Here is a 12999-nt window from a genome sequence, read left to right on the forward strand (position 1 = left end):
CACATTTAATGTTTTCTTTTTTTCGCAAAAGTTGTATCTTGCGCCCTCTTAAAAAAAATTATAAATAAGAATATTATGGGATTAATGACATTTTTGCGGAATCGTGCAGGCTATATCCTTATAGGAGCCATTGGTTTTGCAATTGTTGCATTTTTAGTTGGTGATGCAATTAACGTGGGTAAGCCATTTTGGGCCGAATCTCAAAAAGTTGTAGGATCAATTGACGGTGAAGAAATAAATATCGATCAGTTTGGACCTAAGGTTGATCAAAGCTTAGCTCAGTTTAAACAACAATATGGCGGTTCAGGCAATGCTCAGATGCAGGCTATGGCCGTAGATAACGTATGGCAGGGAGAAGTAGCCAATGTCCTTTTAGGAAAAGAATATACCCGTTTGGGTTTAACGGTTTCCGCACAGGAATCTTTTGACCTCGTTCAGGGCCCTAAACCAAGCCCGCTGATTGTTCAGTACTTCGGTAACCCACAAACAGGTGAGTTTGACCGTAATCAGGTAATCAAAGTTTTCAAAGAAGGTCTTAAAGATCCTAAAATGAAACCTCAGTTATTGGCAATCGAAGCAGAGATCATTAAACAAACACTTCAGATCAAGTATACCAACCTGATTCGTAACTCCGTTTATGTAACTTCATTAGAAGCGAATGACGAATATGTAGGCCGTAATAAAGTAGCAAACTTTAAATATGTAGGTCTTGATTTCGCATCGGTTCCAGATGCAAGCGTTAAACTTACAGATGCAGATTACTCAGATTTTTACGACAAAAACAAAAAACGTTTCGAGAATCCTACAGAGACACGCACATTTGAATACGTTTCATTCAGTGTAAACCCAACTAAAGAAGATTCTGCAGCAGTTAAAGCACAAATTGAAAAATTAGCAGTTGACTTCAGAACAGCAGCAAATGACTCTTTGTTCGCTGCAGTAAATTCTGACGTTAAAGTTCCTTTTGTATACATCAATAAAGGAAAACTGGATCCCGCAGTAGATTCAGCCGTATTTAATCTGCCTGCAGGCAGCTTCTATGGCCCTGCATTTTCTGGTACCTCATACAAGCTGGTAAAGGTAGTAAGCACACGCTTCTCACCAGATTCAGTAAAAGCAAGCCACATCCTGTTAGATGCAAGTAAAATGGGTGGCGTAGATGTGGCCCGTAAAATGGCAGATTCATTAAAAACACTGGTTCAAAAAGGAGCTAGCTTTGCCGCTTTAGCTTTACAATACAGTGTAGATGGTTCTAAAGATAAAGGAGGCGAAATGCCTGCATTTGCCCGCGGACAAATGGTGCCTGAATTTGAAAATGCAGCCTTTGATGGCAGTGTAGGTGATCTTAAAGTAGTGACTTCTCAGTTTGGAGTGCACTTAATGAAAATTGAAAAACAAATCGGGTCATCTAAAGTGGCTAAACTGGCTTACATAGAGAAAAATTTAGAATCCAGCAATAAAACGAAAGATGCTGCTTATAAAAAAGCAAGTACCTTCCTTTCTGAAGTTAAGGACGGAAATTTTGCTGAACTGGCACAGAAAAAAGGATATACAGTAGCGGTAGCAGATAAGATCACACCAACACAAGGTTTTGCTCCTGGATTAGATAATCCGCGTCAGCTAATTCGTGATGCCTATAATGCAGATCAGGGCGATGTTCTTGATCAGGTGTACCAAATGGATAATGCGTTTGTTATTGCCCGTGTAACAGCGATCAGACCAAAAGGTACCCTTCCATTAGAAGCTGTTAAAAAAGACATTGAACCAATGGTTCGCAATGCAGTAAAATCCAGAATGCTGAAAGAGAAAATGGATCAGGCATTACAAGGTGCGGCAAACATTAATCAGGTAGCTCAGAAATTGGGTAAACCAGTAATGCCGGTACAAAACATTGTATTCGCCAGTCCGATCGTTCCGGGAGCATCTCAGGAAAATAAATTAGTAGGTACTGTTTTTGGATCTCAGCCAGGAAAATTATCAAAATCAATTGAAGGCGATGCAGGTGTATACGCATTCGTTGTAGATGGATTTGGTAACCCGGCACCATTAGCAAATACCTATAAACAAAAAGAAACCATGATGCAGACAACTGCTCAGCGTGCTTTAGGTGCCGCATTCCAGGCGCTACAAGATAAAAGCAAGATAAAAGACAATAGGGTGAAATTCTATTAATCTTATTTTACGTAATTTTGCAACCGGAAGTGTCTCACTTCCGGTTTTTTATTATAAATGGATTTGCAATGGATATTCAGGAAAATTTTGTCAATAAGGTAGCAGCCAGTGGTCTAATAACTTTTAACCTTGAAGAATACTTTGACCAGGGCGAAAGATTGATTTATGATATAAAGGATAACCTTTTTCATGGACTGATGCTGCGCGAAAAGGATTTTCGCGAATTTATAAAAACACACGACTGGGCAATTTATACCGGTAAAAATGTAGCGGTCATTTGCAGTGCAGATGCCATTGTACCCACCTGGGCATATATGCTTCTGGCCAACAAGATGAAACCCTTTGCCAATGAAGTTGTATTTGGCAGTCTGGAGATCCTGGAAGCAGTATTATTTACCAAAGCATTGTCTAAAATCGACCTGGATAAGTTCGCAGGAGAGCGCGTAGTGATTAAAGGGTGTGCAGATATAGAAGTTCCTGTTGCAGCTTACGTAGAAATTACTAACTTGCTTACGCCTGTAGTAAAGAGTATAATGTATGGAGAACCCTGCTCAACTGTGCCCATCTATAAGCGTAAAGATTAATTTTGAAGAGTTTTTTGTTTAGCTTAGGTATGAGAAAATCATTTGTGTTTATTTTTATCGCATTTCTAAGCTTTAAAAGCTTGGCACAAGAACTTCCATTCGTAAAAGAACCGGTATTCCAGCCTGGCGAAGTTTTAAAGTATAAATTGAAATATGGCTTTATAACCGCTGCAGAAGGTACGCTGAAAGTGCTTAACTCCGACCTTAAGTTTGATGGTAAACCAACTTACAGGCTAAGTGTGGATGGTGAAACATCAGGTACATTTGATGTGTTCTATAAAATACGGGATCATTACGATTCTTATATCGATAAACAAGACCTGAAACCCTATTTCTATCAGGAGAATATTCGTGAAGGAAGTTACAGAAGAACGGATAAGGCGCGCTTTAGCCAGGACGATCAGAAAGTTGTGGCTACAAAGGGAACCTTTAAAACCCCAACAAGCCAAACATTCGATCTGGTATCCTCCTATTATTTTGCCCGAAGTCTTGATGTCTCAAAAATGAAGATCGGTGACATGGTTAAGTTGAACTATTTCTTAAGTGATGAAGTAAGCCAGCTCGAAATCCAATATGTAGGTAAAGAAGTCATCAAAACAAAAATAGGGAAGATCAGATGTTTGAAATTTAGCCCGTCTATAAAACCAGGGAGAATCTTTCGTAAAGACAGTAAATTATATCTCTGGATTACCGATGATGGCAACAGGGTGCCTGTAAAGGCACAGGTTGAGATTCTGGTAGGGTCAGTAGTAATGGAAATTAAATCGGCCGAAGGATTAAAATATCCATTGGCAATTGTTAAATAAAATGATAGAAGTACAGAATACATTAGTACATGAAGACCTCATCACAGAAAGTTTTGTATGCAACCTAAACAAGTGTAAAGGTATTTGCTGTGTAGAGGGAGATGCCGGAGCGCCGCTTAATGTAGCCGAAACAGCCATATTAAAAGATATTTATCCAAAAATACAGCACCTCTTAGAACCAAAAGGTATTGCCGCAATTGAAGAATACGGCACTTCTGTAGTAGATTCAGATGGAGATCTGACCACACCCTGCGTAGGCGGGAATAAGGAATGTGCATATGTTACTTTTGAAAATGGCATCACCAAGTGCGGAATAGAAAAAGGATACGAACAAGGATTGATCGATTGGCAAAAACCAATTTCTTGCCATCTATACCCCATCCGGGTTACGCAATACCCGGAATTTGAAGTACTCAATTATGACAGATGGCACATCTGCCACGATGCCTGCACCTTCGGCAGAGAATTGAAAGTGCCTGTTTATCAGTTTTTAAAAGGACCGCTCATCAGAAAATACGGTGAAGATTGGTTCAAAGACCTGGAAGAAACCGTAGCTGAGCTATAAAATTACTTAAAACCAAAAAGGTGCCGGAAAAACCTGGGGCCATAAAAAAATAAACTTTAAATCTTAAACCAATACAATTTTGAAAGGAATAATTTTAGCAGGAGGAAGTGGCACCAGGTTGCATCCTTTAACCCTGGTTATGAGTAAGCAAATGATGCCGGTATATGATAAACCGATGATCTATTATCCATTATCTACGCTTATGCTTGCAGGTATCAAAGAAATCCTCATCATATCAACACCCCATGATCTTCCGAATTTTGAAAAATTATTGGGTGACGGAAGCCGGTTAGGCTGTAAATTTTCTTATGCCGTACAGGAACAGCCAAACGGTTTAGCCCAGGCATTTGTAATTGGTGCTGATTTTATTGGTGATGATAAAGTAGCCCTCGTATTGGGAGATAATATATTTTATGGAGATGGTATGGCTAAGCTATTGCAGTCCAGCTCAGATCCTGAAGGTGGTGTTGTGTTTGCCTATCGTGTATCCGATCCGGAACGCTATGGCGTAGTTGAATTTGATGAACACAATACAGCAGTCTCTATAGAAGAGAAACCTGTAGCACCAAAGTCCGATTATGCAGTACCAGGATTGTATTTCTACGACAACTCTGTGGTAGAGATCGCTAAGAATATTCAACCTTCACCTCGTGGAGAATACGAGATCACAGACGTCAATAAAGTATACCTGGAACAAGGCAAGCTAAAAGTAGGTGTATTGAGCCGCGGAACAGCCTGGCTGGACACAGGAACCTTCGCATCTCTCATGCAGGCCGGACAATTCGTTCAGGTTATTGAAGAACGTCAGGGCCTAAAAATAGGATGTATTGAAGAAGTAGCTTACCGCATGGGCTTCATCAACACAGAACAACTAAAAGAAATTGCAACACCCCTGGTAAAAAGTGGGTATGGAGCCTATTTATTGAAAATTATTAAAAAATAAAAATAGCTTCTCCGAATAGGGCTAAGCGTTCTTTCTGATTCTTCATCAGAATTAATGCAGTCTCAGAACGGGAATGCTGATTTTATTTTGAAGAACCCGACCGAATTACCGGTTGGGTTTTCTTATTTAATGATCATCGTAATTAGCTATAAATAAGCCTATTAATTATTCAATTGATCTTGCTTGTAAAAAATAAATCAAAAATAATTTGCACAGTATATAAATATCTGATACATTAGTGTATTATTTAACTAATACAGTAGTGTATGATACAAATTGACAATCTAAATTTTGGTTACAAAAAGGATAAGCTGCTATTTAATAACATGAGCATGAAGCTTAGCCCCGGACATATCTATGGTTTGCTCGGAAAGAATGGTGCAGGAAAATCCAGCTTACTGAAAAATATGGCGGGCCTGGTCTACGCGCAAAGCGGATCCTTAAGTGTAATGGGGTTTGATCCTGCCAAAAGACAACCCGGATTGCTCGCACAGATCTGCTTTATTCCTGAAGAATTATATCTGCCATCAGTAAAGATCGATTCGTACGTAAAAGCAAACGCACCATTTTATAAGGACTTCGATCATGCTTACTTAAGCACACTGTTGGCTGAATTCGACATCCCCGCAAATAATAAGCTGGTTAATATGTCTTACGGACAAAAGAAAAAGTTTGTAATCGCATTTGGTTTGGCCACACAAGCCAAATTCATCATCATGGATGAGCCAACAAACGGACTTGATATTCCTTCAAAAGCACAGTTCCGTAAAATTATGGCATCGGCGTTAACAGAGGAACGCGTCATCATCATATCTACCCACCAGGTAAGAGATCTGGACAACCTGATTGATACGATAATCATACTCGATGATAGTAAGGTGGCTTTGCATGCATCAATAGACCAGATTACCGATAAACTATGTTTTAAGAACATCAGGAACTTAGACGAAACAGTGATTTACTCAGAACCCTCATTATCCGGATACAATGCACTGCTCCCAAACTACCACCAGGAAGACAGCAGACTGGACATAGAGTTACTATTCAATGCCGTAATCACAGATAAGGAAAAACTAAAACCCATTTTTAATTAAATAGCTATGAACAATATATTTAATATCGGCCGCTTTGGTCTGTTGCTAAAGAGGCAATGGGTTGAGTTTGGAAAGATCTACCTGATTAGCTTATTCGTCGTTGCCGGATTACTTGTTGCATTTTATGCATTTAATATTCCATCAAACGAGAACCTTCCAATGTTTGATAATGGCCGGCTAAGACTTCAGTTCAGGCTGCCATTGTTTATTATCCTTGGCTTTTTATTTATCAGCATCGTATCAAGCGGCTATTATGCGGTATTGGGCCAAAAGGCAAGGTCAATCATAGAATTGATGACACCTGCATCAACCTTTGAGAAATTTCTTGCCGGAGTGCTGTTCACAGGAGTGCTTACCATATTTTGCTTCATTCTGATATTCTCTGTAACAGATATCATGTTTATGAATTATATGGAGAAAACACTGACCTTTCCTCATTTTAACGATCCGGTTATGGGAACATTTAAATCAGCGTCTATTGTGTCTTTCTATACTGAAATTTCAAAAGACAATGTCTTCCCGTACTTTTATGCAGTGCCGTTTTTGGTTACCAGCGTTTTCCTCCTGGGTTCTATCTATTTTAACACTTTTCATTACATTAAAACAGCCATTTCTGTCATGGTATTCATATCTGTGCTTAGCTATTTTACCTATAAAGTTGGAAGCTGGATCCATGAGCTTTATCCTGTGACAGGAGGAGGGTATCATGCTTCAAAAAATAATGCACTAACGTACATCTTAATTGGCAGCATACTCATCACATTGATTTTTTGGATCACCACCTATTTTCGTTTAAAAGAAAAAGAGGCATAATTAAAACGGTATGGAATTTAGAGATAATAAGGCAATATACCTTCAAATAGCAGAATACGTGTGCGAGCACATTCTGCTCGGTAAATGGAAAGCCGATGAAAAGGTTCCCTCAGTACGGGAACTTGCAGTTGAACTGGAGGTTAATCCCAATACCGTAATGCGCACCTATGAGCTGCTGCAAAACAAAGATATACTCAGTAATAAAAGGGGCATTGGCTTTTTTATAGCTGAACAAGCAGTAAAAAATGTAAAAAACTACCGTAAGGTGCAATTTATGGATGAAGAATTACCCGTGTTCTTCAGAAGCCTTTACCTGCTGGAGATCGGCTTTGAAGAATTGCAAAACCGTTACCAGAGTTTTGTTAAAGAGACATTTACTAATCCCTAACTTAAAATAAATCGATTAAAGATGAAAACAAGTAATAAAATATTGATTGCCTTCGCGGTAGTAATGTTCATTGTACCCATCGTAACCATAGCCATTAGCATCAACACAGACAGCCCCAGAATCACTAGTGATGAGTGGACAAATACGTCGAAACTTAATGTTAAAACTACAGGTTATATAAGTAAGGCCATAGAGAAGCCTTTCAATGGGGTAATATTAAACAACGGACTAAGTAATAAATTTATAGAACTCCGCCTGGTTGAAGGAGAAGAATCCGGAATAAAAATGCCAGGGAATATTCAGGATAAAGTCTCATTTAATGTGGATCCGGCTGGTAAGCTGCAAATTACCTTCGATGATCAGGGAGACGATTTAAGGTATAGCATCATTGTTTATTCGAAAAGCTTAAAAACATTAAACGTTGCCAATACAGATGCCTTAGTCGTTAAAGCAGATCTCGATTCCCTGGAAATTCATGCAGAGAAGTCAGGAACCCTGTCTTTTAATGGAGATCATGCAAAAATCAAGAACCTAAATTTAACAGCAAATAATGTGATGGCAGTCCAGGTGGACAGAGATGACAGCTTTGATTTTTTAAATGTTAAACTAGAGAATTCCCAGTTCTTTTTTGATTCAAACTCCGTTAGTGGGTTGGTCATTAATGCTTCCGGTAAATCAAATATTGATATTAAAACAGACGGTCAGCCAAATGATTTTAATATTGGTAAGTTGGAGATCAATACCTTAGGCGATACCCAATTGCTGATCAAAAATATTAAAGTAGGTGCCTTTTCCGGTAAATTTTCAGACAATACGAGCGTAAATATGCCGGCATCTTATCTAAATCAGATGATATCCAAAAAATAATGGACCATGGAAAACAAGTATGACCTGCCTCAAAACAGAACTAAAAACCTGCTCGTGCTCACAATTGGAACAGCCCTTATTTTACTTGCAAGCTTCACCTTGCTAAAAGGCCAGAGTAGTCCTTATAAGGAAAGTAATCAGGTAGTGCTAAATGCAGATCAGTGTAAAACTAACATCAAATATTACATCGCCAAGGTTAAGAATCCCGACGGACAAGAAATACCAATAGATATGGAAGTGATCGTGTATCCATCAAAGAAGATCATTAATGTGGCCGCTAAAATGCCAGAACGTGATCCGGTAACTTTTAATACAGTCCTGGAAAGTACGGAATGCTCCCTAACCCAAAAAATGGATGGAGGTCAGGCCTTATATAAAGGTTATATCACGCAGGCGGATGGCACAAAAACCTTTGCGGCAATCCTGATTAAAGTTAATAGCGGGAAATGCACCATCTCTGCACTAGATGAAGAAGGAAATGAAAAAGGCTTTGCAATGGCAGTTGATAAATGGGAAGTTCTCAAAGACGAATAAAAATATACACGTAACCGGTAAATCTCAATTATTATGCTCAAAAAAATAACATTCCTTGCCGTAGCCCTCTTAAATATAGTTCCTGTTTTTTCCGGATCCGCACAACAGATCTTTACCATATCAGGTAAGATAACCGGAGCAGCAAAGGATTTTGTGATCCTTTCTCACAAAGACCGCTACAACATTTTTAATGAGCATGATACGATCACCTTAAAAAGAGACGGATCATTTACGCACAAGTATAACCTGGATAAATATTCATCCAGCGCAGAACTTAAAGTCAGCGATGCCAAAATCATAATGATCTATGGCTTTCCAAATAAAAAACTGATCCTGAATTATACGTCCGCTGATAACAAAACCGCATTTAAAGGAGACCTTGCCAGGATACAGGAGTATTTAGCGTTTGCCGATGAAAATGGGAAACAGCTGAACCAATATTATTCCAAAAGAAATCCCAACTACAATTCCTTTATCACAGGCTCGAAAGATTTTGCAGGAATGGACTCCGTAACAACAGATCAGATCACAGCCCTTGAAAAATATTTCGTCAACACGAAAAGCATCTCCGAAAAGGAATTCTTAAAGCAGCAGCGATGGAACTTCGTATTCAAAAACCTTCAAAAAAAGGTATACTTTGAATTTGATCATCGGAAATATAAATACTTTCAGGAAGCCGGAAAACCAACATCCCAAACCTTTAAATATTCAGAGGAGATAGATTTTAATAACCCACAGTTGCTGCTAAATGCTTCCTATTTAGATTTTGTAGCCGATTGCTTTTCAGCCCTAATTGGAAGTCAGACAGAAATAGAACCATCCATAGCAAATTTTATCCCCTTAATTAACCGCGTTGTCGATGCATATTCAAAGAATATACTTTGTAACCATATCTTAAAGATTGCGCTGATCAATGCCAGCTTTGATTCCGTCACAGATCTCAGTTCCGTTGAAAAGTCCAACTATGCCCAAAGTATCGTTGGGTTCATGAAAACGGCTGGTCAAAAGGAAGGCATGCGTCCAACCCTTGTACAACTGGAAAAGCACTTAAATAAGGCCATGCACTTTCTGGATGGTTTAAAAAAGGGTAAAATGGCCCCCTCATTTCAATACAAGGATTTAAATGGGAACAAAATAGAACTAAGTAGCCTGAAAGGAAAATACATTTATATAGATGCCTGGTTTACTGGCTGTACACCTTGTGCTGAAGTATATCCGTACTGGAATAAACTGGTAGATCAGTTTAAAGGCCGCCAGGATATTGCCTTTGTGTCTGTCTGTTTTGATACCGGAGAAAACATCTGGAAGCCATGGGTAGAAAAATACAAAATCCAGGGCTCAGTTGGAATCTCATTAATGTTCGACCCCGAAGGCTTTTCAACTAAGTATAAAACCAATTCTGCGCCAACATACATTCTTATTGATAAAGAAGGTAAAATCATGGACCCAAGAGCTGATGGCCCCAAAACCATCGACCTCGCTAAATTACTGGCAGAGTAATCAAAACAACTACCTTTTATCTGATTAAAACCTCCAATATAAAATAGCGTTCTCTTCAGGGCTGCATTATTTATGTCCGATGAAAAATCGGACTAAAGAACGCTATGCCCTTACAGAGAAGCTATTTTATATTGTAAAATTACTACCCGGAGGAGGCGCAGCCGAAATTGACAACAAAATTTATTTACCTAATAGATTATCCTTCCAAAATTATGAGAAGTAAAATTAGTTTCTCCGAAGAGGCCTTAGCGTTCTTCCGATCCTTCATCGGATTAATGCAGCCTCAGAGCGAGAACGCTTATTTTACATGCCAATATCCCTTAATCATTTGGCAATAATTTAGAATTATAATCATCCTAATTCACTTTCTTTGAATTCCCTGAAATCATTAAATTGATCGGGATTGAGGAATCAATAGCTTTAGTGTCAATAACCCAGATAATACATACATAATGAAACAAAAACACGGTATTCTACTGCTGCTCGTATTGCTAACAAATACCTTTGCTTTCGGTCAGCATGATCCAAAAGCATTAAAAGAATGGCAGGAACAAAAATATTCTATGTTCATCCATTTCGGGGTATATTCAGTGCTCGGTGGCGTATGGAATGGCAAACCAGCAACAAGAAATGTAAGCGAGCAGATACAGGCACACGCAGGTATCTACACCGATGAATATGAAAGAATAGCAAAGACTTTTAATCCGGAGAAATGGAATCCAGATTCTATCGTTTCCCTGGCAAAAAAGGCGGGAATGAGATCCATCGTGATTACCTCTAAACATCATGATGGCTTTTGTATGTTTAAAACAAATACAACAGATTTCAACGTAGTTGATTTCAGCCCATACAAAAGAGATTTGCTGAAGGAACTCTCAGAAGCCTGCAAGCGTGGTGGATTGCGCTTTGGGCTCTACTTCTCGCTAATCGACTGGCACTATCCGCAAGCATCACCAATATCAGGAAGCAATTCCGACTACATTACCCCCGAGCATGTAGCGTACAACAAAAAACAGATCACTGAACTGTTAACCAATTACGGCCCGGTATCAGAACTGTGGTTCGATATGGGATCCCAAAGTTCAAAGGAAAGTGAAGAACTGAGAGACCTGGTACATAAGCTGCAGCCAAATTGTATGATCGGAAGCCGCATCGGTAATGACATGGGTGATTTCAATGTCATGGGTGATAACCAGGAACCAGATTATGTAATAGGTGTGCCTTGGCAGTCGCCAGCCTCCTTCTTTGATGAAACATGGGGCTATCGTTCCTTTCAAAAAAGAGGAAAGGAAGAAGATAAAGTCCGCGAAAAACTAACCAGCCTCATTCAGGTAGTAAGCCGCGGTGGTAACTTCCTGCTAAATATAGGCCCTAAAGGTGATGGAACAGTAGTAGATTTTGAAACCAGCGTATTAACAACGATAGGTAAGTGGCTTGAGAGAAATAAGGAAGCCATTTACAGCACAGATCCGGATCCGTTTCACATCTCATTCAAATGGGGCAGCTTAACCAGCAGACCAAATAAAATCTATCTTCACCTGTTAAAAAGACCAGAAGGTGATGTGATCACCTTACCCGGACTTACAGGAAAAATAAAGTCAGTGTCTGTACTTGCAGAGAATAAAAAGGTAAAATATTCACAGAATGCAGCAGGAGTAACAATTACAGTTCCCGCAGGGTTAAACATCGAAAATGAGTTTAAGGTAGTCGCCATTGAATTTGTAAATGGGTTTCAGGTACCACCCGCAAATATTATCCAGGCAGGTACAAATGCGGTAGTGCTAAACGGTCACAATGCATTCAAACATTATAGTAACTCGGGGATCGATTATGGCAACCGGTATCAAAGTACAGTTAAAGAATCCTGGACAATCAACCCAACGCAAACCGGAACATTAACACCTGTAATTGCCTACACAAACGAAGAGAAAGGCAAAACGATAGATTTAGAAATAAATAGGAAAGTAACGGCCTTATCATTAACCGGAGGCGATGCAGAAAAGCTAAAGAACGATCCCGCTGCAATTACCTGGGGCCCGTTGTATCAATCCGGTTCATTTTACTCAGGAGTAGGAGGAGTACACGGTAATCTGTCGCAGATCTCAATAGACAAACCATGGCCTAACGCTAAATCACCATTATGGGAGAAAAAAACAGACTGGAAAAACAATGAAACCTATGAAGTAAATGCAGATAAAAATAGCGCTACCTACCTGCTTCAGGAAATTAGTTCAGAAAGTGATCAGTCCTGTTTAGTAGGTATAACCAGTGGTGATGGGGTAACGGTATCTCTAAACGGGATCATATTGGCAGAGCATAACAATCCATTTAAAGAAAGATCATTAAAAGATGTGGTTTTGCTCCCATTAAAAAAAGGAATCAATAAATTGGTGGTTAAGTATTACAATGGCTTCCAAAAAAGCAGTGTAATAGGAATTGCAAATGATGTAGAACAAGTTATGTATCATAAAGCACTTAAACCAATCTCAGTAGAGAAAGGAAAGTATTATCCGGTTAGCTGGCAGCTGCACAAGCCATTCTCTCCGCATACAACACTGGGGCTGCCAAACCTGAGTTTGGAATTAAGAAAGTAATAACCTGAAATAAAGGTAATAGCCTGAAATAAAGGTACTGATCTGAATATAAAATAGCATTCTCTTCAGGACTGCATGATTTTGGCCCGATGAAAAATCGGGCTAAATTCTCCAAAAAGGCCTGGCGTTCTTCCGATTC

Annotated in this window: 12 protein-coding genes; all 12 read left to right on the forward strand. The window is 39.2% G+C overall.

Going from position 1 to position 12999, the window contains the following annotated elements; all coding sequences use genetic code 11:
* The first annotated feature begins 75 nt into the window (after positions 1–75).
* Complete coding sequence (locus ATK78_RS09875) at positions 76–2172, forward strand: peptidylprolyl isomerase (RefSeq protein WP_133575918.1); 2097 nt, start codon at positions 76–78, stop codon at positions 2170–2172.
* A 68-nt stretch (positions 2173–2240) separates the two neighbouring features.
* Positions 2241–2756, forward strand: a complete 516-nt coding sequence (locus ATK78_RS09880) for a DUF2480 family protein (protein ID WP_133575919.1) — start codon at positions 2241–2243, stop codon at positions 2754–2756.
* Positions 2757–2785: 29 nt separating this feature from the next.
* Positions 2786–3562 (forward strand): DUF3108 domain-containing protein, encoded by a 777-nt coding sequence (locus ATK78_RS09885; RefSeq protein ID WP_133575920.1) that lies wholly within the window; start codon positions 2786–2788, stop codon positions 3560–3562.
* A 1-nt stretch (position 3563) separates the two neighbouring features.
* On the forward strand, positions 3564–4127 hold the full coding sequence (locus tag ATK78_RS09890; protein WP_133575921.1) for a DUF3109 family protein: 564 nt from the start codon (positions 3564–3566) through the stop codon (positions 4125–4127).
* Positions 4128–4206: 79 nt separating this feature from the next.
* A complete protein-coding gene (gene rfbA / locus ATK78_RS09895; RefSeq protein WP_133575922.1) occupies positions 4207–5070 on the forward strand; it encodes a glucose-1-phosphate thymidylyltransferase RfbA in 864 nt (287 codons plus the stop codon).
* 266 nt (positions 5071–5336) lie between these two features.
* Positions 5337–6164, forward strand: a complete 828-nt coding sequence (locus ATK78_RS09900) for an ABC transporter ATP-binding protein (RefSeq protein WP_133575923.1) — start codon at positions 5337–5339, stop codon at positions 6162–6164.
* A 6-nt stretch (positions 6165–6170) separates the two neighbouring features.
* Entirely contained in the window at positions 6171–6977 is an 807-nt protein-coding gene (locus tag ATK78_RS09905; protein ID WP_133575924.1) for a hypothetical protein, read from the forward strand.
* A gap of 10 nt (positions 6978–6987) precedes the next feature.
* Entirely contained in the window at positions 6988–7365 is a 378-nt protein-coding gene (locus ATK78_RS09910) for a GntR family transcriptional regulator (protein ID WP_133575925.1), read from the forward strand.
* Positions 7366–7386: 21 nt separating this feature from the next.
* On the forward strand, positions 7387–8232 hold the full coding sequence (locus tag ATK78_RS09915; protein ID WP_133575926.1) for a GIN domain-containing protein: 846 nt from the start codon (positions 7387–7389) through the stop codon (positions 8230–8232).
* A 6-nt stretch (positions 8233–8238) separates the two neighbouring features.
* Positions 8239–8766 carry a hypothetical protein gene (locus ATK78_RS09920; RefSeq protein WP_133575927.1) on the forward strand — a complete coding sequence of 176 codons (528 nt, stop codon included), beginning with the start codon at positions 8239–8241 and terminating at the stop codon, positions 8764–8766.
* A 33-nt stretch (positions 8767–8799) separates the two neighbouring features.
* The gene (locus ATK78_RS09925) at positions 8800–10266 is read left to right on the forward strand and encodes a TlpA family protein disulfide reductase (protein WP_133575928.1); all 1467 of its coding nucleotides are present in this window, start codon (positions 8800–8802) and stop codon (positions 10264–10266) included.
* Positions 10267–10718: 452 nt separating this feature from the next.
* Positions 10719–12860, forward strand: a complete 2142-nt coding sequence (locus tag ATK78_RS09930) for an alpha-L-fucosidase (RefSeq protein ID WP_133575929.1) — start codon at positions 10719–10721, stop codon at positions 12858–12860.
* The last annotated feature ends 139 nt before the right edge of the window (positions 12861–12999 follow it).

This window comes from Pedobacter metabolipauper (assembly GCF_004362715.1).
GTDB lineage: Bacteria > Bacteroidota > Bacteroidia > Sphingobacteriales > Sphingobacteriaceae > Pedobacter > Pedobacter metabolipauper.